The 26,444-nt window shown below is 31.1% G+C and carries 25 protein-coding genes; 1 reads left to right on the top strand and 24 read right to left on the bottom strand.

Going from position 1 to position 26,444, the window contains the following annotated elements; all coding sequences use genetic code 11:
* Window positions 1–128: 128 nt before the first annotated feature.
* Complete coding sequence (locus ACHMWN_RS06720; RefSeq protein ID WP_397298834.1) at window positions 129–860, top strand: tyrosine-protein phosphatase; 732 nt, start codon at window positions 129–131, stop codon at window positions 858–860.
* A 145-nt stretch (window positions 861–1,005) separates the two neighbouring features.
* On the opposite strand, the gene ACHMWN_RS06715 is transcribed toward ACHMWN_RS06720, so the two are convergent.
* From ACHMWN_RS06715 to ACHMWN_RS06600, 24 genes are all read right to left on the bottom strand, one after another.
* Window positions 1,006–2,688, bottom strand: a complete 1,683-nt coding sequence (locus ACHMWN_RS06715) for a capsule assembly Wzi family protein (RefSeq protein WP_397298832.1) — start codon at window positions 2,686–2,688, stop codon at window positions 1,006–1,008.
* Between the two features lie 219 nt (window positions 2,689–2,907).
* Window positions 2,908–4,029, bottom strand: a complete 1,122-nt coding sequence (wecB, locus tag ACHMWN_RS06710; RefSeq protein WP_397298830.1) for a non-hydrolyzing UDP-N-acetylglucosamine 2-epimerase — start codon at window positions 4,027–4,029, stop codon at window positions 2,908–2,910.
* A gap of 225 nt (window positions 4,030–4,254) precedes the next feature.
* A complete protein-coding gene (locus ACHMWN_RS06705) occupies window positions 4,255–5,352 on the bottom strand; it encodes a glycosyltransferase (RefSeq protein WP_397298827.1) in 1,098 nt (365 codons plus the stop codon).
* Window positions 5,349–6,860: a lipid II flippase MurJ gene (locus ACHMWN_RS06700; RefSeq protein ID WP_397298825.1), complete on the bottom strand. Its 1,512-nt coding sequence runs from the start codon at window positions 6,858–6,860 to the stop codon at window positions 5,349–5,351. The genes ACHMWN_RS06705 and ACHMWN_RS06700 overlap by 4 nt, the downstream gene beginning before the upstream one ends.
* 134 nt (window positions 6,861–6,994) lie before the next feature.
* The gene (locus ACHMWN_RS06695; protein WP_397298823.1) at window positions 6,995–7,981 is read right to left on the bottom strand and encodes a glycosyltransferase family 4 protein; all 987 of its coding nucleotides are present in this window, start codon (window positions 7,979–7,981) and stop codon (window positions 6,995–6,997) included.
* Window positions 7,982–8,187: 206 nt separating this feature from the next.
* On the bottom strand, window positions 8,188–9,240 hold the full coding sequence (locus tag ACHMWN_RS06690; protein WP_397298821.1) for a glycosyltransferase: 1,053 nt from the start codon (window positions 9,238–9,240) through the stop codon (window positions 8,188–8,190).
* A 138-nt stretch (window positions 9,241–9,378) separates the two neighbouring features.
* Window positions 9,379–10,278, bottom strand: a complete 900-nt coding sequence (locus ACHMWN_RS06685; RefSeq protein ID WP_397298819.1) for a glycosyltransferase family 2 protein — start codon at window positions 10,276–10,278, stop codon at window positions 9,379–9,381.
* Between the two features lie 160 nt (window positions 10,279–10,438).
* The gene (locus tag ACHMWN_RS06680; protein ID WP_397298816.1) at window positions 10,439–11,428 is read right to left on the bottom strand and encodes a hypothetical protein; all 990 of its coding nucleotides are present in this window, start codon (window positions 11,426–11,428) and stop codon (window positions 10,439–10,441) included.
* Window positions 11,429–11,430: 2 nt separating this feature from the next.
* Window positions 11,431–12,567, bottom strand: a complete 1,137-nt coding sequence (locus ACHMWN_RS06675) for an SDR family NAD(P)-dependent oxidoreductase (RefSeq protein ID WP_397298814.1) — start codon at window positions 12,565–12,567, stop codon at window positions 11,431–11,433.
* 10 nt (window positions 12,568–12,577) lie between these two features.
* The gene (locus ACHMWN_RS06670; RefSeq protein ID WP_397298812.1) at window positions 12,578–13,153 is read right to left on the bottom strand and encodes an acyltransferase; all 576 of its coding nucleotides are present in this window, start codon (window positions 13,151–13,153) and stop codon (window positions 12,578–12,580) included.
* Window positions 13,154–13,156: 3 nt separating this feature from the next.
* The gene (locus ACHMWN_RS06665; protein ID WP_397298811.1) at window positions 13,157–13,867 is read right to left on the bottom strand and encodes a glycosyltransferase family 2 protein; all 711 of its coding nucleotides are present in this window, start codon (window positions 13,865–13,867) and stop codon (window positions 13,157–13,159) included.
* Window positions 13,839–14,996, bottom strand: a complete 1,158-nt coding sequence (locus tag ACHMWN_RS06660) for a hypothetical protein (RefSeq protein ID WP_397298810.1) — start codon at window positions 14,994–14,996, stop codon at window positions 13,839–13,841. The genes ACHMWN_RS06665 and ACHMWN_RS06660 overlap by 29 nt, the downstream gene beginning before the upstream one ends.
* 52 nt (window positions 14,997–15,048) lie before the next feature.
* Window positions 15,049–15,903, bottom strand: coding sequence for a glycosyltransferase (locus tag ACHMWN_RS06655; protein WP_397298808.1), 855 nt, complete (start codon window positions 15,901–15,903; stop codon window positions 15,049–15,051).
* An 11-nt stretch (window positions 15,904–15,914) separates the two neighbouring features.
* A complete protein-coding gene (locus ACHMWN_RS06650; protein ID WP_397298806.1) occupies window positions 15,915–16,967 on the bottom strand; it encodes a hypothetical protein in 1,053 nt (350 codons plus the stop codon).
* 10 nt (window positions 16,968–16,977) lie between these two features.
* Window positions 16,978–17,574, bottom strand: a complete 597-nt coding sequence (locus ACHMWN_RS06645; RefSeq protein ID WP_397298803.1) for an acyltransferase — start codon at window positions 17,572–17,574, stop codon at window positions 16,978–16,980.
* 7 nt (window positions 17,575–17,581) lie between these two features.
* Window positions 17,582–18,931, bottom strand: coding sequence for a hypothetical protein (locus ACHMWN_RS06640; protein ID WP_397298800.1), 1,350 nt, complete (start codon window positions 18,929–18,931; stop codon window positions 17,582–17,584).
* Between the two features lie 12 nt (window positions 18,932–18,943).
* Window positions 18,944–19,453 carry an acyltransferase gene (locus ACHMWN_RS06635; protein ID WP_397298797.1) on the bottom strand — a complete coding sequence of 170 codons (510 nt, stop codon included), beginning with the start codon at window positions 19,451–19,453 and terminating at the stop codon, window positions 18,944–18,946.
* A 9-nt stretch (window positions 19,454–19,462) separates the two neighbouring features.
* Entirely contained in the window at window positions 19,463–20,713 is a 1,251-nt protein-coding gene (locus ACHMWN_RS06630; protein WP_397298794.1) for an oligosaccharide flippase family protein, read from the bottom strand.
* Window positions 20,714–20,719: 6 nt separating this feature from the next.
* On the bottom strand, window positions 20,720–21,955 hold the full coding sequence (locus tag ACHMWN_RS06625; RefSeq protein WP_397298791.1) for an N-acetyl sugar amidotransferase: 1,236 nt from the start codon (window positions 21,953–21,955) through the stop codon (window positions 20,720–20,722).
* Between the two features lie 5 nt (window positions 21,956–21,960).
* Window positions 21,961–22,599 carry an imidazole glycerol phosphate synthase subunit HisH gene (gene hisH, locus ACHMWN_RS06620; RefSeq protein WP_397298788.1) on the bottom strand — a complete coding sequence of 213 codons (639 nt, stop codon included), beginning with the start codon at window positions 22,597–22,599 and terminating at the stop codon, window positions 21,961–21,963.
* Window positions 22,596–23,351, bottom strand: a complete 756-nt coding sequence (gene hisF, locus ACHMWN_RS06615) for an imidazole glycerol phosphate synthase subunit HisF (RefSeq protein ID WP_397298785.1) — start codon at window positions 23,349–23,351, stop codon at window positions 22,596–22,598. The genes hisH and hisF overlap by 4 nt, the downstream gene beginning before the upstream one ends.
* Window positions 23,352–23,378: 27 nt before the next feature.
* Entirely contained in the window at window positions 23,379–24,230 is an 852-nt protein-coding gene (locus ACHMWN_RS06610; RefSeq protein ID WP_397298783.1) for an NAD-dependent epimerase/dehydratase family protein, read from the bottom strand.
* Window positions 24,223–25,359: a UDP-N-acetylglucosamine 2-epimerase gene (neuC, locus tag ACHMWN_RS06605; protein ID WP_397298780.1), complete on the bottom strand. Its 1,137-nt coding sequence runs from the start codon at window positions 25,357–25,359 to the stop codon at window positions 24,223–24,225. Before neuC ends, ACHMWN_RS06610 begins: the two co-directional genes overlap by 8 nt.
* Before the next feature lie 12 nt (window positions 25,360–25,371).
* The gene (locus tag ACHMWN_RS06600) at window positions 25,372–26,409 is read right to left on the bottom strand and encodes a nucleotidyltransferase family protein (RefSeq protein WP_397298778.1); all 1,038 of its coding nucleotides are present in this window, start codon (window positions 26,407–26,409) and stop codon (window positions 25,372–25,374) included.
* Window positions 26,410–26,444 lie beyond the last annotated feature (35 nt).

Here is a 26,444-nt window from a genome sequence, read left to right as displayed (position 1 = left end):
TTAAAATTACTGTTAACTAAAAGAATTTCAGCATTAAAGAGCGGTAAGAATACTTACCTCAACAAGAAGAATAATTTTTAATGAATAAGTATTTTTATTAGCTTAGCAACAAATAACTTTACTAACAAATGTTTTTTTTTAATCGCTCTGCTACAGCTCGTTTTGATTTTGGCTCTGTTGGTGTAGATATGCATTCTCATCTCATACCTGGCGTAGATGACGGAGCAAAAGATGTTCAAGATAGTATAGACTTAATTTCTGGTTTAAAAGAATTAGGTTTTCATCATCTAATTTCCACTCCACATACCTTACAAGATATACATCCAAACACATCTGTTATTCTAAAAGAGGCTTTTAAATTATTAGAGGGTAAGGTTCCTGATGGAATAACAATGAATTTATCATCTGAATACTATTTAGATGAACAATTTCAGAACCAACTAAATGCTAATGGTTTACTTCCATTAGTAGGGAATAAATTGTTAGTAGAATTTAGCCAAATCTCCAAACCTCATGATTTAGAAGAAGTAATTTTTGATTTGGGGATAAAAGGTTATGAAGTTATACTAGCTCACCCAGAACGATATCTATTTTTCCATAATAACTTTAATTATTACAATCGTCTTAAAGAAATGGGTGTCGAATTGCAAGTGAATGCACTTTCTTTAACTGAGCATTATGGAAAACACATTAAAGTAGTGGCCGAAAAATTAATTGAAAAAGACATGATTGATTTTATCGGTACCGACATTCATCATGTTAAACATTTAGAAGTATTAAAGCGAGTACCATTAAGTAAACATTTCACACGCTTAATAGAGAGTGGATTGTTGAAAAACCAAAGCTTACTAAACTCGTAATCTATACATTGGCCTTTGACCCAAGAGCTAAGCTGTGGCAATGAGATTGCAGCAGTTGATGAAAAATCAACTTCTCAAAGACGATCAGGAGTTGAGTACTGCCAGTTTAATATATTTCTCAAACTTCATTCTATTCTGCCTGATACTACCATCTATACATTAACCCAATCCTCAACTGCACATTATTTGCATCTTGGAAATCATAATTCCAAAAATCGGCTGGCACCGACTCTTTTACCACATATTGATAATTTAACGACCGAATATAAGTTAACTGAGAATTAAAAATGAAATTCTTATACGTCCAATCAAATTTTCCAGTTGCCGATAAATCTACCCAATGTCTTCTAATACTTGGAGCAGCTCTGTACAGCCAATCGTTGTTATTGACCAAACGTTCCAATTGTAGACCAATCTTTTTTAAGCCTTTTACCCAATTGATATCTAACGATTGTAAATTACTTCCAGGGCCTATGCCTGCACCTAAAACTTGCCCTCTATTGGTATACCCATCTAAAACTTGGCTATGTGTATACCAAATACCTCCTGTCCTAATTTCTTTAGTTGCACTCTTTTCCATTTGAGTTACTTCTAAACCCACTTGGATATATTCATCACTCTTTGCTAAGGGTACTAATTTCCTAAAACCTAAAATATAGGCTCTAGAAGATTCAGGCTCTAACAAAATATCTCTTAAATTTTTATTGTGATCTGTTTTACCGTATTGAGCATATACTTCTGCATGAGACTCTGGCATAACCCATCTAGCAAATAATGAAAAATATTGATCTCTATTCTTCGCATCTTCAAAATCGTAATTTGGATTATTTGGATCATCATAGGCGACTTTCTCTAATGCAGAGAACACTGGAAAATAATCAAAAAACCCAGTCCCAAGATCCTTACTATATAGGGCATAAGAACGATCGAAACCAAGGTATAAACCAGGCACCCATTTAGGATTAAACACGAATGCTAAGCCAGAAAGGTAGCGCCAATCATCTGGTTTGGCTTTAGAGGTAATGTACTGAGAACCTGGGTAACCCGATTTTTCTAACTTACCAGATATGAGTTGTACCTCAAAAGACCCTATCGGCGTGTTTACTGGTCTAGTAGTATTTAATGTCAAGTGCTTGAATCCGCTAGCATTATTACTCATCAATAAAGAATTCCGAACGCCTGGACCCCACCATAAATTCTCATTAGATAAACCTAATGACATTGGACCTACATTCAGTCGGATACTACTTTGCCCCCAGTTAAATTTACTATACGTGCCGTTGCCAAATTTTTCTGGCAAATCGATATTATTATACATCGATCCTATTACATTTGGTTTAAAAGGGGCAGGTTCTGAAATTTCTACAAAATCCTTGTTTTGGGCAAAAACAAACTCTGGCTTCAATTGAATACTTAAAGGCCCCAATTTTGCATAAAAGCCTGCACTAACTAATGTTTGGTAACCTTTTGCAGGCACCATTGCTCCATCATTCCAACCATATGGGTGATGTGTGTTGTACTGCTGTTGCCAAACAACCGGTAAGGCATACAAAGCTGCACCCCCAGTTGATGAACCATATATTAGTTTACGAAAATCATGCGTTGAAAATGCTCCCTCATCCTCCGAAAGATCAAATTGATTTACATTGCTCATAAACATAGGACGTATCATAAATGAACTCTTTGAGGTATCATTTCCCAAGAGCTGTTGCCTGCGGTAGGCATCCTCAATATTTTGTAGTTGGCCTACGGGTAAGGTCTGAGCAATGGTTGGTAAAGCGAAAATTGATAATAACCATACTACTATTAAGATTTTTTTGTTCTTCATAATCAGCTGTTTTCTTTAGTCTCAATACTATTTATAATTACTATATTTTATTTTTTAAATATAAGCGATAGAATCCATTAAACCATTTGTGTCTACCAACTAACGGTTATTTATGCATTTTATTAAGTGCATTATGCTAAAAGAATAGTAATCCTAGTCAAATAGGAGTTAGAAAACAATAGTTTTGTAATGCTAATACGTAGGATCTTTATATAGCAGTTAAAGCATATGTTCATTCAATACCGTTAGTATCTGTTTTGCAGAATCTCCCTTCCCATATGGGCTTGATTGAATGGCATCAGATTGTAAGCTATTCTGGTTTTTCAAAAGTGTAGTAGCCTCATCAATAATTCTTTTTGGATTCGAACCAACAAGCTTTACCAACCCAGAAGCAACTAATTCTGGTCGTTCAGTGCAGTCACGCATCAATATAATTGATTTTCCTAAAGCAGCTCCTTCTTCTTGTATACCTCCGCTATCTGTTATTATAAAATTGACTGTTTTCATTAACCATACAAAAGTGGGATAATCTAAAGGCTCGATTAGAGTAATATTTTTGACATCTCCAATCACTTGGTAGGCTACATCATGAATACTTGGGTTCAAATGTACTGGATAAATGAGTTGAACATCATTGGTTTCTGCAATATGTTTCAAGGCACTACAGATGTTTTCAAAGTTCTGTCCAAAGTTCTCCCTTCTATGACAGGTTACTAATATTAAAGGTTTTTCACTATTAATGGTACTCTTTAATGCTTCTATTTGGGGGTACTTATTCTTTTTTATCTTCTTACTGGCAAATAGCAATGCATCTATAATGGTATTTCCAGTTAAGCTGATGTATTTTGGTTCTATTCCTTCTTTTAACAAATTAGAAGAAGCTACAACAGTGGGTGTAAAGTGTAAATAAGCTAATCTGGAAGTCAATTGACGATTACCTTCTTCTGGAAAAGGGAAATCTAAGTTATACGTGCGCAAACCTGCTTCAACATGGCATATCTTTACACCAGCATAATAGCCTGCCAATGCAGCAAATGTAGACGTTGTGGTGTCACCATGCACAAACAAAAAATCAGCATGAAAGGCATCAAATATAACTTTCATCCCTTCAATTACTGCTGCAGTTAATTGACTTAAATCCTGTTTGCTTTTCATTAATTTCAGATCATAGTCGGGTACAATCTCAAAAAAATCCAAGACTTGGTCTAGTAACTCTCGGTGTTGACCTGTAACACAAATTTTAACCTCGTACTTATCTTTATGAAGCTTGAATTCGTTAATTAAAGGAGCCATTTTGATGGCCTCAGGTCTGGTACCAAAAACGATTAGTATTTTCTTCACTTTTATGCTTTAGTTCTAGATTAAGTTTGCTTGGTTAATTTTCGCAAAAAATACAGAGAAATGTGGTATAATTTGTACATCTGGCAAAATAAAGAATAATTATCCTGTATTGCATGTCATAAATGTAAGCCCCGATGTTTGTAACTTATTAAAGATTCTATATAAGTTCGAGTAGGAGTTGTGGTAATGTTATTCATATAATTAGAGATAGTAATGGCCATAATATCATTTACTCCATAATAATTTATCGATAGTTTTACAGATTTCCGGCCAATAAAAGTACGTGTAAGCAAAGGATTGAAATTCTGAAGATAATTTTTCTAATTGATAGGAATCATTGCTGATCTCTTTAAAAAGGTCAGCTAAATAGTTATCATCATCTATTGGAAAAACCTTACCGTAATGATTATTATCAATTAAATCTTTTACCGCAGGCAAATCTGTTGAAACAATAAAACACCCGAATTTTGCGGCTTCTGTTAAAACTAATGGAAATCCTTCATAACGTGAGGTAAGCGCAAAAACCTTTGATGTAGCATAATAATCTTCAAGCAATTCTCTATTATTAATTGGCCCAGTAAATGTAACCCTCTCTCTTAAATTAGGGTTTTGCTTAAAATAATTGGCAATAAAGGGTTTAAATTCATTTTCAATGGGTCCGATAATTTCCAACTTCCAATCCTGATTATGAACTGAAAACTTTTTAAAAGCTTTACAAAGTATTTCTGTTGCCTTTTGTTTTGTACCAATACGGCCAACTGTTACTATCTTATTTTCTTTTTTATTAAACTTAAGTGATTTTTGAACACCATCATCATAAAACCCATTAGGAACATAATCAATTTTTCTGCCTAGCTGCATAGTTAGATTGAGGTGATCAAAATAGGTCTGATTTTCTACTGATACTACATTAATTTTCTTTAATAGAAACTTTGTAATTTTTGATGGTAAATAGTATAGCACCTGATCATCTGCATCAAGCTTGAGGTAAGTTTTTCTTTTATTAAAAGAATATATTTTGCAAAAAAAACATAGCAGCAAGTTTACTCGGCTTAATTGGTATACTTGTAATACATCATATTTTCTAAGATTAAAAAGGAGAAAAAGCAATACATCGAACAATTGATTATGAAATATCTTTTTGAGATACACAATTTTGAGTCCCTTTACTTCCTTTTCTAAATAAGAATAATCATCATTTTTATAGCACAACAATGTCGATTCGTAGTCTAATTCCTTATGCATGATATACGGAATCATACCCACATCTTTAATTAGATGAACATTCATGGCAATAGGAAAGATTGTTAAAAATCTTTTCATTTATGCTTTTTAAAAACCTTTTGATATATGTTAATTAATGTTTTCCGTTCTTCTAGCCTAAATAAAAACAACGCGGCCAATAAAATACCAGTAAGCACACATATATTGGTAAACAGCACCATGAATGGAGAACTCATTAAGATAAAGTAACGATTAATGAAATATAGCAGTATAATAACGCTCAATAAAATTGAAATATATTTTAATGCAATTTTTACAAGCTCCTTTTTGCCGTAAGGCAATTTTGTTAACATTAAACAGGCTGCAATAAAGTGGGATATGAATAATGAGCATGGAAAAATATAGGCATTTAATCTTTTATAGAATAACAGATTTAATAGTATCATGATTATTTGTGCAATTGAACCGTATAACGCATAGTATTTCTCTTTTTTTGATGACAGTAAACCAATGCCAAAAATGTAATAAAAAAATATGGCAACTGTAGACCAACTATAGTACATTGTAAGTTTACTTATTTGATGAAGAGATGCAGTTGAAATATTGCCACTTTGGTATATTATACTAACTAAAGGATATGAACATACAGTAAGTATAGCAACTACAAAAATTAGGATTAAAAAGCCAAACTGATAAATTTGTTTTAATTCAAACACAAAGCTTTTTATATTATTTTTCATAAAATGAGAAGATAATACTGGTACAAACATCGTAACTAGAATACTTAATAAGATGTTGGTTAATATATCTGAAAATTTCCTAGAATAATCAAGCATTGAAACAACACCAGAGCCCAATAGAGTAGAAATTGTTTTTTCTATAACTAAGGCTACTTGACCAATAAAATAGGGGATGAAAAATGGTAAAGAAAATAAGATAAACGGTTTTGTATCAGAAAGCTTAAGTCCTTTTATATCACTGAAAAGTCTAATCTTCTTAAGTCTAATTTGAATAATGAGCAGAATGAGTAGAAAAATTAACGCTAAATAGTAACCGTATACTAATGATAATATACCAATTTTTGGAGCAAGTATAACAATGAGCATTAGATTGATTATTCCTGAAATAAATCCTGCAATTTCAGGAATATTAATAGAACGATAGGAATTTAGTACACTAATCAAAAGCTGATTAACTTGATTAAAAAGAAAGCTCGGCGCCATAATCCTAATCATAAATAACAATAATGTTAGTTGATCACCTTTATAAGTAGGCGCTATAATTGCAGAAATAAGTTCTGGTTTCCATAAAATTACACTAACTAAAATCAGTGTAATCACGTTAGTAAAGAGTAATAAGGAACTTGTTTTGTGTAGTGCTTCTTTTTCGCCCTGCTCTTCTTTTATGAAAATAAATTTAGCCCGAAATGTTTCATTGATTGGACCCCAGATAGCCATATCAAAAATAAGGAACACATTTATAGCAAGAAGCCACACATCTCTTTCAATGGTTACGCCAAAATATTTAGCAGAAAAATAAAGACTTGAAACAGATATGCCAAGTCGGCATCCTTTAAGAATTAATAATATAACTGCTTTTCTTCTCAATTTATTCGAGCTATACTTTTAAAATCTGATTTCAGTTTCTTAAGCATCTCATTTATGAAATACTTGATTGCAGATTGGTTAATAACCAAAAGTTGGTTTCAGCTTTTCGCAAATGCCTTTATGATAGATATTTTTTAGTTTTGGTTAAGTGGAGTTCGACCGAGCAATCGGTTAGAGCCCTCTAGTGCAAACCTAACCCCAACAAAAGCAACAACAGCAACAATTAAACTTATTATAAAGATATTAGTTGAATGGAAAGCCAATGAAATAACTAAAATATTTATGGCTAACTGTATTAATATATAAATCATTGCGACGGTATTATGTGGCATTCCTTTTTCATTAGCCAAATATTGATACAAATGACTACGATGCGGTTCTAATATAGATTCTTTCCTAAGTATTCTGAAAAACACTGTAGTAGCCGAATCAAGTCCATATATTAAGATAAATAGAATGTAGTTTGGGTTTTCAGTCGTTTTTACTAATTTAATCATTAGTGCCACAATAATGAATGCTATACTTACACTTCCAACATCGCCTGCAAAACAACGTGCCTGTGTTCTAAAATTATAAAAGATAAACACTAATAGTGCTAGTGCAATTGCTACTGTAAAACCAGTTGAGGCAAAACCAAGAATTTGGTCTTTTAGGAAAATGATAGTAGCCAATGTGAGTAAACTATACCCGCCAGTTATTCCATTTATCCCATCCATAAAATTCCAAGCATTAATAGTAGCAACTCCCAGAATCAGTAGTGGTAAATATATATAGAGTGGAAAATCGAACAATGAAAAATCCATCAGCAACATGGTCATTGCTATAAATTGAAACACTAATCTGATCTTTCCATTAAGTTCCGTGATATCATCAATAAAACTTACTATGCTAATGAGCAATAGGCCTCCCAAAAACCACGGATGAATTGACCCGAAGCAAAAATAATGAAGAAATGCTGCGATAGGAAAGATAATGCCTCCGCCCCTTACAGTAACTAAAGTGTGTGAGCTTCTTGCATTTGGTTTATCAATGATATTATATTTGGTAGCTATCTTAAAATAAACCGCCATCATCAAAAACAAAAAAACAAAAAATAGGAGGTAGATGTAGATCTTGTTCATTAATTATCGTTGCACCAATTATTATGCCTAAACATACCAAAGATAGTTATTTAATCAAGATATAGAAATTTGATATCAAGCAAATCAAAAGAATAGAATAATTGCAGAGATCTTCCTTCCGCCACAAATAGTTTATGCTTTCTAAGCATATATAACAAAGGAACATTGCAACAACTTATCTATGTTATACTGTTTGAGATATATGGCTACAACATTACAAACTCAACTAAATCTTCTTTTTCATTTAAAATTTTAAGGGCAATGTTTTGATTGATTGTACTCTTTTTTGGCAGAAGGTACTCATTGAATTCGTTTATATTAATATACTCATATTGGTAATCATTAAAGTCGCCAATGGCTACAGACTTTACAATAGGTGTAATACCAAATAAAAGATATTCCATCATTTTAGTAGGGTTAGCCACCCTATTTAACAAATGATCTGATCTTAAAATAAACCCATAGTGTGCCCTAGCATAATATGCGTCTATTTCATCTGAATTAACAGAATTTATTTCAATTCGATCTAGTTGGATATGATGTTTTACAATCTTCTTTTTGAATTGTTCTACTTGACCAGTTAGAATGATAAAATGATAATTGGGAACAGTTTGATACTGATGAATAACTTTTAAGAGATCGTCTATATTTTGCCAATTTTGCAAATTGCCACTATAAATAAACACCGTTTTATTTCCTGTGTTTGCGTTATTAAATTTAATAGGAATACGATCTTGCTTAATATTAGTATAATTTGGATAAATCATTCTCCTTTTAGTAATAAAAGGATACTTTTGCACAAAATTTTGTTCCATAACCTTGGAGACATATATCACATGGGTAGCAAGGCGAACAGAAACCCATTCTATAAATTTGAAATAATAGAAATAAAATCTATTATTTATAACTAGGTTTTCTTCTGGCACAACACCATGAAAATCTAGGCAAATTTTCTTCTTAAAAAGGCACAATTGTATAAATGTACAAACAGCACCGTAAACAGAATGAAGAAAAATAATATCAGCTGCTTTAATCAATTTCCAAATAACAAAAAAATGAAGCAAAGCATTCAGTTTGTATTCTTTAACATTATCGGTTGGCTCGCAAACTTGCTTATTAAAGTAGCATCTTATATTAACATCTAAAAAAACTCTGGGGGTTTGGATAAAAAGATTATCGATATTTTTAACACGTTGAACCATTCCGTCTTTTAAAGTATTTGTGGTTGGATAAGCAGTAAGGAATATAATTTGTTTCAAGCGCAAAGAGTTTTTAGAATTTTAGCACATACCACCTTTTACATTAGGGTTTCTGCATCCATTATTGATAAATAATATATAGGATTATTAATTAATTAACATAGCTTCTGGTAGCTCCAAAAGTGATAAATACTTTCTTCATATTTTCCAAGTAATTTTTGCTAATGGTAATGCATACTTTCTTCTCATAATTGCGTATATCATTAAATAATGGGCTGTCCATAATACTTTCATTATCATATAAGAAATAAGGCCATAACATTTACGAAAGAATAAACTCCTACCTTTTGCAAAAAACTGATACTTAAGTAAATAATTAGATTTTGATTGCTGACTTCCACCTTCGAGATGAACGATTTCTACCAAAGGTAATAAAACACATTTATATTCGTGTTTCTTAAAACGAAAACATAGTTCTGTTTCTTCGAAATAAAGAAAAAAATCTTCGTCAAATAATCCAGTTTCCATCAAAGCGGCTCTTCTTAAAAACAAGTCTGCTCCAGCTATATAATCTACTGTTATTGTTTTTTTCGTGCTAGCTTTTAGTGCAGAATGCAGGCGTTTGTAATAATAAGATGGATATAGACGATAGAAACCCAAAGAAGAAAATGCTTCTTTTAACGTAGGGAAATTACCATAAGCTACTTGTAGTTTTCCATCTGGCAGGCAAAGACTTGCACCGCAACAAGCAACTTTAACATTTTCTTTACACTCCATAAAACTTAAAAAAGCATCGATTGCATCGCTTTTTAAATACGTATCTGGATTTAAAATAAAAAAATAATCTCCTTTTGCCATAGAAATACCCTGGTTATTAGCACGAGCAAAACCAAGATTATCCGAATTAAAAATGAAGTGAATGTGAGGATAAACCTCATTTAAGTTAATTGGTTTATTAACAGTTGAATTATTATCGATTACAATAATTTCATAACAACAGGTTGTATGTTTAGTTATTGATTCTAAACACTGGATTAATAACTGAGTACTGTTATAATTAACTATAATGATACTTACTTGTATAAGTTGATTACCCATTACGTTATAATTGAGATCTGCTTACAAATTCTAAAAACACATTGAAAATGAAGCATATGACCCTAACATAAGATTTTTTAATAAATTAATACACTTAAGGGTAATTTTTTTACCAATAAACAAAATGCATTTGCCTCCTAACTAGTTTATTATATATAAATTAATCCACTTCAAATATTTCTTCAATCCAACCATTTACACTATATTTTTTTAATATATCGGCACCAACGGGTTTAAACGCTGTGTTAAAAAAAGCAATTGGCACATTGGGATCATTCCTGTCTAGAATTAAAAAATTAGTTGGGTTATAAAAATCATATCGAACGATGTCTTTATTAGTTGTAATGAGTTTTTTTTGAGCTCCTAATGTTTCTAAAGTTCTCATTGTTAAACCAACTTGCTCCGGATGATTAATGTCTAGTACAACCTTAGTATGGTGAACCATTTCTGCAGTTTCATTATGAGAAAGTGAAGTAAACGATATATCTTCTAATTTTACATTCTTAAAATTCTTTTCAACTATCTTTTTTGCCCAATAAAGTTTTTGACTACTAAGAAAAAAATAGGATTTAAATCGGAGCTTATCTGGCAATTTGCGCATCAAGTTTTTCACAAAGATATATCTGTCGCTATGTGCTGTAGCAATAAAAAGTAGGTCATAAAGAATTTTGGCTTCTTTTGCCTTATACTTATCAATATAGAATAAAGGTCTAAACTTTAAATCATATTTTTCAGCATCAATTGGATCAAAGGTAATCGCACGATCAACTTCAGGCAACAATTCTAATGCTCCTTTATTCTTAAAAGAATCCCACATATAAAGTATAACTTCTGCCTTAGGAAAAGAACTTTTAAAGTTAGTTAAAATTGGCAATGTCAAGGTTTCTGGACTTATGATAAAAATATAATCAAACTCCTTTTTTTCCTTGATTAATTGATTGAGGATGACTGAATAATAGTTGATAATTTTTCTTTTAACAACTTTTTTATTCAATCGGATGAGCACTTTAGTTAAAAACGTATTGGATGGACGTTCATCACACCAAGTCACATGAGCTCCCATGTGTTTTAGTGCATCCTGAATTTCTACTTCGTATGAAAAAAAACTTGGTGATAAAAATAAAATATTCTTCTTATCTAATGATGCCATATTTATTTATATAGGCCTCTAGCCTTCATTTCATCAATTGATTTAGCATAATTATCTGTTTCAATTTCCTGATCATTTACCCATTTAGTAAATTCATTAATTCCTTGCTCGAAGCTAAATTTAGGTTGAAACCCCAACTTGCTTTTTATTTTCGTCAAATCAGCATAATTATGACGGATATCTCCTAACCTATAATTTCCGCTAATTTTAATGGGCACTTCAACACCATAATTTTTGATCAGCGTTTTTGCAACTTTCATTACATCAGTAGCCACACCTGTGCCTACATTAAAGACTTCTCCATTTGCTTTATCGTTCTCTATACCTAAAATGGTGGCATCTACAACATCATCTATGTAAACAAAATCACGTGTTTCTTTCCCATCTTCAAATATATTGATTCCATTTCCGTTTTTAATCTGGGTCGAAAATATGGATAGGATGCCTGTATACGGATTTTTTAAAGACTGCCCTGGCCCATAAACATTTTGGTAACGAAATGCTACGGGTGCAATACCTAGTGTCGGACAAACAGTCATAATCATTTGCTCTTGATTTTGTTTCGTAATGCCATATACTGACGATGGATGTATTTTAGATTCTTCATCCGTAGCCATCAGTTCTAATACAGTTTCACAACCTGGGTATTTAACCTCAAAATCTCCTTTATCCATCAGTTCAGATACTCTGTGTTTAGGATAAACTATGCCTTTCTCGGCACTTTTATATTTACCTTCCCCATAAATAGAGCGAGAAGAAGCGATAACAACTTTTTTCACTTGATGAGGCTGATTTGCCAATAAATCTAGCAAAATAGCTGTACCATTGATATTTACATCTACATATTTCTGAATTTCATACATGGATTGTCCAGTACCTGTTTCAGCGGCATAGTGTACAATAACATCTTGTCCATTGATAGCTTTTTCCCAATCATGCTTTGAGGTAACTGTACCTTTAATAAAGGTAACTTTATTCTTTATGCTCTTATATAATGGTGAAGTTTCTTCAGCATTATCGCCATGAATTTGGGTAGATAGTGAATCTAATACAGTTATTCTATAACCCTTTTCAATCAATTTTAATGCTAAATTGCTTCCAATAAAACCTGCGCCACCGGTTATTAATATATTCTTCATTATTTATATTTTAATTTTTAAACGCCCCATCTGGAGTCGTTTTTTCCCAAACTTGAGTAATAGGATTATATCTTTTAATAATTTTAGCTGGAATACCGACTATAACACAATAATCCGGAAATCTGCCCCTTACAACAGCATTAGCTCCAACAATGCACTGCTTACCTAATATCGTACCAGCTTGAATACATGCTCCTGCCCCTATGTAGCAGTTTTCTCCGATGCTCGTTTCTTTAATTAAATATTTCTGTTTTAAAATATGCTTACCTATCTCTTGATAATCGTGATCTATATTAGTTATAAACACATTAGCCAATATAGTTGTGGCTCTACCAATAATAAGATTAGATGCAGAAGTGATATGTACATTTTGAGCTATGGCAACATCATCCTCAATTTGAATTCTTGAATTTTCACCATGGACCTCCATTCTCACTTGAGGAAATATTCTTACGTTTTTTCCTAAAAATATTTTATTAATACCCCTAAGTAATAAGGGTTTTCCTATGTATGACGGAAATTTGATTTTGCCGAAAAAAGGAGAATAAAGTAATGTTATAATTGACCAATAAACTCTATAAATCATAAATTAATTTCTTTTCAGCAATCGATAAAGCCCCAAATATAATAACTGAAATCTATCAAAAATTCTTTTATTTATTTTTTGGTTAGATTTTTCAGTAGTTGTTGATACATTCAAGTTGTGCCTTCTGTAAAGTAAACATGATGTTTCAATAAATATTGTCTTAAAACTAGTATCAGCTAAAAATCCAATCCACCAATCATGAAATAAATTTAAAGATGCTGGTATTGGAAGCACTATATTCAGTAGCTTTCTATTAAATGCTAGGCAACAGCCAAGATAAGAACTACGATAAAAATTTTTTAAAAACCCTTTTCTTGAATTTGCAATTTCGAAATATGAAGGAAAAATAATTGCTAAATTCTCATCTACAACACTACAATTAGTTACAACCAAATCATTTTCAATTAAAGCTTCTAAACTAATTTCTACTTTCTGAGGCAACCATACATCATCTTGATCGGAGAGGAAAATATAATCTCCTTTACAATTTTTCATTGCATTTTCAAAATTACCAACTATTCCTTTTCTTTCATGATTCTTAAAAACATGTATTCTTGGGTCTTCGTAAGCACTAATTATTTCTAAAGTCTGATCAGATGAGCCATCGTCAGAAACAATAATTTCATCACCTAATCCAAGCTGGTTTAAAATTGAATCAAGCTGCTCTTGAATATACTTTTCGCCATTAAAGGTTGCTAGGCACACTGAAATCATCTCTGTTCTTTTTTTGTATTTCCAGAAGTCTAGAAAAGACCACTATAGTAATTAATATTATGGATAGACCTATGGGATTGTTCATGTAAGGATTTGTAGTTGATTGTAAAATTACAAAGACAACACTTAACAAAAAAGGCAATGCTAATTTTTTATATGCTTTATCCTTTATATTATAATACATAAAAAATATATAAAAAAACATACTTATCCAAAAACCAACACCAATTAGGCCTTGCTTATGAAATATTTCTAAAAAGGAAATTTCCATACCACCTGGTCTAATAGGGATACCAATACCGAAACCATGCCCTATAAAAAAACTAATTGGGTCTATCTTTGAGATTACTTGCTCGACTTGAATATATCTAACAGAATCGGAATTTTTTCTATCTCCAAATGATGACATAACTAGTGGGAGCACCGAAATAACTGCAACCATCCCTGTAAAAACTAAATATTTAATGTATTTTTTCTTATTGATAAAAAATACATAATACAAAGTAATCAGTATAGTAAATAAAATAAAACCCCTTGTAAGGGTTAACGCAATACTTAGAAACAAGAGTATCATGGCTATCTTGTTATACTTACCTTCTATAAGCAAAAAAAAGAAAAACCCTATACACAGGTAAATAAATCCTTTATAAAAAAACAATAGGTTACTTCTAAACATAATTTCACCTATCGCATTTTGCTGATTGTAAAATTGAATATAATTAATTTTTCCAAGCAGTAATAATATAAGTACCCCTATGTATATAACGGCCATTAAAACAGATCCTCGTTTAATAATTTTAATTACATTTTGAACATCTTTAACATCTCTAATGGCAAGTGAAAAAAATAAAAGCATGTAAAAAAAAGTAAGTGGCTTAATATCTTCAAGTACAGAGCCAAGTTTGGCATTGTTTGTTAAGCCAACAATTGCCCCTAAAAAAAGAACTAATGTTAATGTAAAAATTAACAATACTACATCTAACCTTATCTTTTTATTATAAAAAACAATAACAGTTGAAATAGACATTACCACAAGAAAAGATAACATCCTAAAAGTTATAGGCCCTAGTTCAAGATAATGACCGCCGCCACCAATAACAAGTTCATATAGGATGGGTACTAGCAGCAATTTTAAAAAAAATAGAAGTGTATAATTCCGCCTTTTAATCATTTTGTTAATATTAAGGATTAAACACTCCAAAAATATACTTTACTGTAAGTTTAGCATATTGTTTTTCATTATAACTAAATTGTTTCCATAATCTAAAACATAATCGAGCTTTAAATGCCAGCAAATTTAACAAGCCCATATCTTTGTTTAATTGATGTTCTGCATTAATCATTTGTTTATATCTTGCTATTGATACATTTTCTTCAAAACTCCCAAAAACTGACAAGTCCTGATAAATGATGCTTTCCATTAAATAAATATGTTTATGTTTTATAAAAATTTCATTGAAATACCAATGATCTAACATATCCAAAGAATATTTTTCATTAAATCCATTTATTGAGTTCATAAAAGACACCTTCAGTAAGGTTCCTGAATTAATTCCACTTATTTTCAATTTACAAACCCCACTTTCTAAATGAATTGGTTTTGAAACTCCACCTAGAGAAATAGTAGCTGGAGAAATAATGTCATTTTTTCCATTTGCAACAACTTTAGGAATAATTGCCACAACATCATCTTCAATTTGATCATCGTTTAATGCTTCGATTTCCTCAAAATAGGCTTTTGTAAAAATGGTATCCTGATCTAATAATAATAACCATTTAGCATTTGCTGTTGAGGCATATTGAAGTGCCAAATTATAGGCTTTACTTAAGCCTGAGTTATTAACATCATGATGATATTGAATATTGAACCTATCTCTAACAAAAAATTCATCTTCATATTGTTTATAAGGGCTATTATCAAAAACTAATAGATTTACTTTTTTATTAATTGCTTCACCTAAAGATCTTATCGCCCTTGACTCCTCAAGCTTAGTTTTATAGAGAACAATAACTAAAAATAGTTCTTTTATTTTCATATTAGTTACTGTTAGTTGGTATCAAATATAGTTTTAATCCAATTGCCAATCCATAGATGACTTAATTTTAAAACTTCATGCTGCCCATTAATAAAATTGTCATCTAAATTAAAATTTCTATCTAATACGTTAATCATATGTTTATTGAAAAATTTTTCCTGCAAAATATATTGATTTGTAGTCATTATTTTTTTGCCCGTTGCTAAGGTTTCAATTGTTCTGATAGTAAGACCTGCTTGATTTTGAACAGGAATATCAACAACACATTTAGATCTTTTCATTAATTGAACTATTTCAGCTCTGCTTAAAGTATTATGCTTAATAAAAGAATCTTCATGTTTTATATAATTCTCAATAATATTTAAGTAGTGATTTGGCGATGAAATAAATCTTCTAAGCCTATTCAATAATTTTTTAATCAATCCTTTTGTATGCGGATAGTACACCCAAAAAAATATATTTATTTTTTTTTGAAGAGCATTTTTTTGTATTTGACTAAGAATTAGGCACCTATCAATAGTTTGTGCACCAACAGATCCTATATATAATAGATCAATATCTTGTTCTATTTTAGTAGGTTCTTCATATTCATCAGTATAAAATAAGGGTAAATATTGCAAATCATGATGAATAGCACAATCTACAGCATCAAAAGAAAACTTAGTATCAAATAAAGGCAATAAGTTAGTGTAGTTCCAAACTTTAAATGAATCCCATAAATATAATATGCATTTGATTTTTTGATTACTTGCTCTAATTTCGTTAATCAACTTCTCCGTTACAGAAAATCCACCTAAACAAAATAAATAGTCAAATTTTATATCCTTAGTTTCATTTAATATCTTTTCAACATATTTTTCTTTTGTGTGTGGATTGGTATATCTTCTAAATATAGCTGCCAAACTAGTAGAGATAGCTTTATCGTGATTAAAGATCTTATTTTCATAGAAAAAAACCTCAGCTTCAAATTCCTTTAACTGACGTATTATTTTCTCATGATAATCATAAAATTCTTGCCCAAGAAAAAGAATTTTTTTCCCATTTAGCGTGATATTATTTTTCATTGCTTTACGCTCAACTTAAGAAATCTCCCTTTGCATCTGTTTTTTCCCATGTAGCGGATTCAAAATTATATTTCTTTATAATTTTTGCTGGAGCTCCAACTACTATACAATATGATGGAATATTTTTAGTAACTACAGAATTGGCACCTATTACACAATTTTTTCCAATTGTTACACCCATTATACAAGCATTTTCTCCAATCCAGCTACCCTCTCCAATTATTACAATATTGTTTTGGATAACGGGTTGCTTAATAATTGGCAAATTAGGATTTCTATAATCATGTAAGTTATCGGAAATATAAACCTTATCAGCAGTTAACACATTTTTTTCGATAATAATACTTCTTGTTGCATATATATGGTTAAAATTGCCAATAAAGCAACCATCATGAATCTCTAGTTTACAATCATTAAACCCAGTTACTGGATTAGCAGCAAGCCAAGTTTTATATCCTATTAACGAGTAGTTTCCAATTGAAATATTTTTGCCACAATCTATTTTTAAAGGGGATAATACGATAGATTTAGTCCCGATTTTTTTAAATATTAATTTATATATAAAAACAGTGTTAAATAACTGGAATGCTCTTTTGATCCTTCTCATCCGATTATTATTTGAAAAGACTTAAAAATACACTTTGATTAAATGGCTCAAAAAAACACGCATCTTGTTCAAATATATAGTTTCTTTTTAAATACTGTTTTATTTCATTAAAATTCGAAATCTGATAAACATTTGCATTATCGAAGATATCTTCATGTGTTTTATAATCTTTAATTTTATATAAAAGCACCTTAATGTTCATATCCAAGGCTTCATATACGCATGTTGATTGTACAGCTAATATAGCTTTAGAGATTTGTAAAAGTTCTTTAATAGTAATTTCATTATATAAAACCTTTACATTTTTATACTTAGCAAACTCATCTTTAATTATTTCTTTTTCAACATATTGATTAGGATGTAGTTTTAAGGCGATGTTACCTTCATAACCATTTTCTAATAACACATGTAATGATGCATTTATATCTTTTGAGTATATATCAGCCGTTATAATGGTTAGTTCAAACTGCTTAATTTGTTTCGATAATTTTTTTGCAAAAAAATTATTCCCAATAACAATTTTCTCTTGAACGGGATAATTAATATTATTTTTCCAAAAATTTGAAAAGCTTAAAAAATATTTAGGGAATGAACCTAGATGACTTAGATTTAAGGATTTTGGATAATCATACGCAGGATGGATAAAACTTACCAATCCATGTTGAACTTCAAACAGTGGTATATTTACATCATGAGCCACTTTAAATAAGGCCTTTTGTATCCCATTTTGAACAACAAAAATCTTTTCAGGTTTAACTTGCCCAAGTAGATTTTTATAGTACCTATATTCAATATTGTATTTTATTATTAAAGATTTTATGAATGGGTTTAAATCAAGTTTTAAACCAAAATGATTTTCTAATATTTCAGAAACCCTATAAGTATTATCAACCTTAGTTTTCTTTATCAATCTTTCTAAATAGCTAGCCATAGTTAACCCCACATTAAATACAGACTTGTAATAATAGGGTTGATTAAATCTAATATTGGTTTCTAGGATTAAAGTTTGATCTTCTTTAATTATGTCAATAATATCTTTTATTGCATAATCAATATTCTCATTTTTTTCATTTTTATACCTAGAGGCTACAAAACATAAGTTCGAATACTTTTTTAACTTGAAATTTAGTTTTAAGGCATGCCATATATTGTTGTAAATTGATATTAGCTTTGATACGCCATTAATATGTAATGCCTTTCCAACTCCATTTATTTCTGCAAGCTCAAAGTATATTGTATAAAAAACATCATGCCGCACTACATCCCAATAAGCTAGGTCATTTTTATCTTTAAAACCAAAAAAATTATGTTTAACTTCTAACTCATGTATTTTTTTTGTGAATTCTACTATATCCATAACAAACTATAATTAAGAGATTGTCTTATATCTTATAATTTTTGCTGGAATGCCTCCTACGATTGCAAAATCAGGAACATCTTTTGTTACAACAGAATTAGCTCCGATAATGCTATTTTCTCCAATAGTTACACCTGGCGAAATAATTACATTTGCTCCAATCCAAACGGCATCTTTTATAATAACACTTCCAAGTTTTTGTGGAATACTGGAAACTAAATTATAGTCATAATCTACTATGGAGGATTGTGTCCATATTTTTAAAAATGGTCCAATGCTACAGTTTTTTCCGATAGAGATTTTCTCGCCATCTGCAATTTGTAAAATAGAATACTGTCCAATATAAGAATTCTCTCCGATCAAAAGTTTACCCTGCCCATATATTCTAATACCATCACCATTAAACCTAAAAGAAGACGGAATGTTATATATATCTCTAAAACTATTATATAAGTAGTTTTGATGATTGTTTTTTAAAACAAAGAAGATTTTTGAAAATATTCTTTTAATGATTCGAATCATAAGCTTTCCTCATTTTTTTAAAAAACTAAACCACGGCAACGAGTAATATCTATTAGTTATAATTGCCATGGCAATGAAAAATAGAAAGTAACTAATGCATGTTGCATAAGCAGCACCTATTGCACCCAGCTTATGGATGAAAATATAATTAAGTGTAAGGTTTACTGCAACATTAACAAACGACCAATAAAATAATATTTTAGTTTTTTTGAAGTAGAAGATTATATTAGCAAAAAGTAGATATAGTCCTTGAAAAAAGTATCCTAGACCTACCCAAAAAACATATATCTGTCCATTATTAAATTTTGAATCTATAAAATACTTAAATATATATGGTGCTAATAACCAAAGAAAGAAGAGCACTGTCGCCAAAATTAAAACAAAAATCCAATAAACTTTAACTAACTTTTTCTTTGCCTCTAATGTATCTATTTTAAACAAATTATAGCTAAAGGGGATGATTGCATTGGCAAATGCCGCACAAAGCATAGCCACCGTACTTCCGATAATATAACCCGTATTATAAATCCCTAGAATTTCTTTACCTAGAATTTTATCTATAAATAAACGATCAGATATTTCAATAACCATACAACCTAAAGTGTGCGGAACTAAGGGAAGTCCAAATTTTAAGGAATCTTTTATATAATCGAGTTTTACTGTTTTCACCAAAACTTTTCTATTATGAAGAATGAAAAAAGCAATTAATGCAAAAACTATTAAGCCACTATACTGACCAAATAATCTGCCAGAATAATTAAAACCTAGTATAATTACAAAAAAGAGGGAAAGCAAAACACCAATTGTAGAATTACTTAGACTAAATTTTGCATAGTTAAATGGTTCGTTCTTAATTTGATAATCTATTAGTAACATCGAATTAAATACTGAAAGAAAACAAAACATCGGTATTACTATAATCCAAATAGAAGGGATTTCAAAATAATTCCCGATAAAATTTTGCCCTATTAGTAGCAAAACTGTAAGTACTAAAGTTATGGCTCCAGGCATTACCAAACAAGACGTGAAGTAGCTAGGATAATTCTCCCTCCCTTCATTATAATAAGCTACAGATATAGCACCTAAACTTCCCAAAGATATCAAAGGAGCTAAAAAGCCAAATATAGACTGAAGTAATGACAGTGTCCCATAATCTTTTGGCGTTAAATAAAATGTAAATACTGGCAGCAAAAAAAAAGCAATGCCTCTTTCAATAAAAGAGGCTAATGTATAAGTAGAAAAAGATTTGAGTAAATTCACTACTCCTTACTTAACATCATCCAATCCATCACCATTTACATTATGTCTTAATTTCCATTCTCCTTGCTCATTTTTTCCCCATAGGTGTGGTGATCGGAATTTATCAACAGTACGATTGAATTCCTCTTCTGAAGTATCAATATATTCTAAAAACTCAGTGAAAAATTTATGAGGAAACTCTTGATCAAATTTCTTAACTAAAAATTGTCCTTCTTCTCTGGTAATTTTACCATTGCGTATTTCTTGGGCAGCATCATACGTTGCTCTACCTATTCCAAATTTGGCCAATGTAGTAAAGTAATGAAATGGATCAATTTTATCGTCAATGCTACTGTATTTAGAGTAACTTCCTTCAGTACGTTCAGTGTTTGATGCAAAGCCAGTATTTTCTACTGCATAATAATAACACTCTTGAGGGTCCCATTTCAAATAATAGCCTAAATAATGTACTTCTACACCTTTGGCATGTAATTCTTCAGGGCTTACTGGAATATATGGTGCAAAGTCTGCTTTTTTATACCCATAATCCTTCATAATATCCTTCATTTTCACACCACCTAAGCTCATTTCTAATGGATCATCCACAGAAAAAAACTCAGTATTCATGGTTGGAATATTATTAGCATCAACCTTGTTACCATATTCTGCTTGATTTTCACCATACATAACCAATTTTACACCATAACGTGCTGCCATTGCGGGGCCAATAATGCGCTGACCGATGATAAAAGGTTGAAATGGGTGTAATAGGTTATGAAATGCAAATTTTGTTAATAGTCTATGTAATTTACCATTAGGTGTGTATAAAATATTATCTAATCCACCCTCATGCATCCAGTTGTTAAAATTTTTCCAACCAATATCCGTATATAAATGCGGAGCCCAAGTTACTGTCAGTGGATTCATTCCATATTTATATTTCATGATATGTGATGTAAATGCACTGTCCTTTCCTCCACTTCCTGGAATAATCATGTCATAAGTACCATCATCCTTCCTAAATTTATCACATAATTTCATCAACGTATCTTCACGTTGCTTCCAATCAATGTTTACTTCTTTCTCATCATGGTATCTACAAGCCGAGCATATTCCGTGTTCATCAAAATCTATCGTTTCCTTCTTATCTTTAATACTACTTTTAAATTCAACGGTAGAACTTGGTCGTTGATTCGATATCACGCAACGTTTGCAAAATTTTACTTCTGCAGGCAATCCGTAATAAGTTTGATCTGATGACATATATTTTAATTTATAAGTTTAATGAATTCCTCTAATATTCTAAGTCCAAATATCCCACTTTTTTCTGGGTGAAACTGGGTTCCATATATATTTTTTTTATGTACTGCTGCACAAAAATTTAGGTTACCATAGTTGCAGCTTGCTAAAACATCGGTTTGATGATTTGGAATTGCAGCAAAACTATGAACAAAGTACATATCCGTTCCATCCTTAGTAGTGCTCAAAATGGTATCATTCCATCGACCTTTTGTAGGCTCAATTAATTCATTCCAACTTACATGAGGTAATTTCTCTGTAGTATCAGATAATAAAGGAATAATTTTTACACTCCCTTCAATTAAGCCCAAGCCCTTTGACCTTCCGAATTCTTCACTTTCTTCCATCAACATTTGCATGCCCAAACATACTCCTAAAAAAGGTTTGCCAGTAGCAACATAATTATGAATAACAGGCACAAGATTTCTTTCGATAAGATTATCCATCCCATGCTTAAATGCACCAACACCAGGAAGAATAACGGCATCTGCAGCCATGATTTCTTGTTCATCACCTGTTAAAACTGCTTCTACACCTAAATTTTCCAAAGCATTTACCATGCTTTTTACATTGCCAATACCGTAATCTATTACAACTATCTTCTTCATGTCCTTACCTTAATACCATCTGCATTCATTGCTTTTTTAACATCTCCTACAGTAAATAAATTATAATGCAGTACGGCAGCTATTGCTACAGCACTGACTTTTGTCTGTTTACAAAGATTAGCAATGTGACTAGGGTTTCCAGCGCCTCCACTTGCTATTACTGGTATAGAGACCTTTGCAGCTATCTTCTCAATTAAAGGAATTTCAAACCCTCTTTTAGTACCTTCCTGATCTATAGAAGTAACCATTAATTCGCCAGCACCAAGTTGTTCAAGTCTACATGCCCATTCTATCGCATCTATTCCTGTCTCTTCTCTACCATTATCCACATATGCTTCCCAAGAATCCCCTTTTCTTTTTGCTTCAATAGATCCAACAATACATTGAGAACCGTAAATTCTCGATGATTCCGTAATGATATTTGGAGTTTTTATGGCTTGAGTATTTAGAGAGATTTTATCTGCACCAGATTTTAATGCCATTTCAATATCATTGATAGACCTTATCCCACCTCCAATTGTAATGGGAACAAAAACCTCCTTACAAGCTTGTTCAATAATATGAAATAAATTATTTCTTCCATATAAACTTGCTACGGCATCCATAAATATAATTTCATCAATTCCATCATGGTAATATTTTCTGGCAAGTTCAAATGGATCGCCCACTTTTCTCAAACCTTCTAAATGAATGCCCTTAATTACAAATTCATTTTTTACATCTATCCTAGCGATTAGCCTTTTCTTACTCATGAATTATGTTTAATTTTTTGTATCGTCTTATTTAAATATTACTTTAAAACTTTCTTGTATTGAGTAATTATACTTAACACCAATTTGCTTTTTCAACTTTTCATCAGTTATATATAACGTATTGTCTGGAGCAACTACATCATCAAAAAATCCTTTAAATTTAATATGTAGTACTTGCTCTGCAGCACTGATCAATTCTTTTAGTGTAAACTTATCAGGGCCAATAAGGTTATATTTTCCACTAATAGACTGCGATAACAATTCAACAGCAATAGATGCACAATCTTTTACATGCAAATAATAGCGTACCATTTCTCCATTGTTATTAAACTCAAGTATCCTATCCGAATTGTATGACCTTTTCAAGTAGCTAAATACTCCTTTTGGTTGCTCATCACCATACAAATTAGATAACCTTACTATGCAATATTTATTATTATCCAATTTACTTTCGATTAAATATTCTGCAAATGCCTTCGAACAAGAATATGGTGTTTCAGGATTTAGGTCTGTTTCTTCATTGGCGCTTTTAGCAGACCCGTAAACAGTAACTGTTGAAAAATGGAATAAAAATTTATTTGTCTGTACAACAGCATCTGTGATTCGATTTATACCCTCAGTATTTAATCTAAAACAAATGTTAATTGGATTAGTAATTTGACCCAAACAATTTATTACAATATCGTAATTTTTAATAATGGTTATTAAATCTTCGGTACTGGATTTAAGTAAATCTAGTGCATAAAACTCAACTCCCACAATATTCGGGTTTATAAGGTCTATACATCCAATTTGATTATACCCATTTAATTTCAAGGAATTAATTAATGTTTTCCCTAAAAATCCACCACCAGCTAAGATTATAACATTTTTATTCATAAAAACGTTTTTGAATTATGCCATCTAAAGAAACATTTTTCATGACCTCAATGATTTGATCAGCCGAATTACCTTCCCCGTATGGATTTACAATTGTTTTCACAAAAGATCTAAATTCCTCATCATAAATAGCCCTTTCTATCCCTTTTTTAATCGCTTCTTTATTGTTTGGAACATCAATTACATTTTCTGCTCTCTCTCTACCCATTTGTCTATTCCCAATATTAACAGCAGGAATTTTATAAGTAGGTGTTTCATGGATGCCCGAACTTGAATTTCCTACAAGTGCCCAAGCATTTCTATATAAATTTATAAACTTGTTTGTTGGCAAACTAGGGTACCATTTAAGCCCAGAATTTTTAATTTCATTAATTATATTAGAGAAACCAGCATCATTATTAGGTAATAAAACGATGCATTGTATACCTAATTCTTTAATAGCATTGATTGTTTCTTTAATTTGATCTAAAGATGTTGCAGCCTCTGTAGTTACAGGATGCTGAATCATGATAACAAATGGTTTTGAAAAATCAAGATCAAATTCTTTTTCTAATTCTTCTTTAGGAATAACAGGAGTACTTACTAGTACATCAATTGATGGGCAACCAACTACAAAAATATTAGCAGGGTCTTCTCCCATTCTTATTAATCTATCCTTAGCATCCTCTGTAGCAGGCAAATGAATATGCGAGAATTTGCTCATAGCATGACGAATACTTTCATCTATACTTCCTGTAACTTCTCCACCTTGAATATGTAACACAGGAATATTCATGTGCGCTGCGGCAATAGTTACGGCAAAATTTCCACCAATGTCAAATCCTGATAGCACTAAATCTGGTTTAGATTTTTCCAACTCGTCTGTAAGTCCAGTAAGTACTCTTGCCATAGACCTTACCATTTCAGCACCTGTATCTGGTCTTTTCTCATTAAACATCGGAACTCTTGCAGAGATTACAAATCCATCCTCTTCTATATAGTTGATATCACTACCGTGCTCTTCCAATAAGCAAATTCCAGTTACTACTAAATATATTTCAAAGAAAGGATCTTTGACCATCTTTTCAAGGATAGGTTTATATCTGCTATAATCTGCTCTTCTTTCTACTACTACAAAAACTTTTTTCATATTTATCTTAATTTAATATAATTGGATATGTTTAATATCCTCTTGTGCCTTAGCAAAATCTGTATGATTTCCAATATCTAACCAATAACCAAGAATGGGGTAATTTACGAGTTTTAAATTTTTTCCAATAATCAATTCCATTAGGTCTGTTGCATTAAAAAACGTAGATTCTGGTATAAGGTCTATCATTTCTTTTTTTATGAGATAGATTCCCGCATTAGAATAATAGGTGTAGGTTGGTTTTTCCTTTAGGGAAGTTATTGAATTGTCTGTCCCTAATTCTAGAACTGCATATGGAACGTTCACATTGTACGCAGTGGTTGCTACTGCCATATCTGCATTGCTACTTTTAAAGAAATTATAAAAATCTTCAAAGTCGATATTTGTCAATAAATCAGAATTCATAACCAATACATCATCATTAGTCACATTATTCATGAGTTTCAATGCCCCAATGGTTCCCATAGGTGTATCTTCTAATACATAGCAAATGTTTATTTTTTTAGCTTCTCCGTTTCCAAAATAAGTTTCTATTTTTTCTGCCAAGTATTTAGTAGAGATACAAAAGTTATTAACCCCATACCCCATTAACCTGTCTATGTTATGCTCAATAATAGGTTTTTCACCAACTTTTAAGAGTGGTTTTGGAACCTCTAATGTTAATGGGCGAAGTCGTGTTCCTTCACCTCCAGCCATAATCAGTACATCAACAGATATATATCCCTTTATATTTTCAAGGTCTAAAATCTTTATAATTTTAAATTCATCATTAAGTAATGGAACCTGAAAAATTTTCTTATTCCTTAATTGATATATCTTGTTAGAATTAATAGTTTGAAGTGTCAGAAATTCGAACTTTTTGTTCATAATCAACTCCACGAGAGCTGTTAATTCATGACCATTTATTAATCCTCTTCTAATATCACCATCAGTTAGTGTCCCTACTATTTTATCATCACTATCTTTCACAAATAATGTAAATCCGCTCTCCAGTTGATTTAAGGTTTTTAAAGCATCTTTTATAGTAGCAGAAATAGGAATGAGATTCATTTTTATCGATTTTTTTGTGCTTATCTTAATTAATT

Origin of the sequence: Pedobacter sp. UC225_61 (assembly GCF_044452285.1) — a bacterium.
Taxonomy (GTDB): Bacteria; Bacteroidota; Bacteroidia; order Sphingobacteriales; family Sphingobacteriaceae; genus Pedobacter.
Note: the sequence above shows the minus strand (reverse complement) of the source record. Positions and strands in the feature narration are given on the sequence as shown.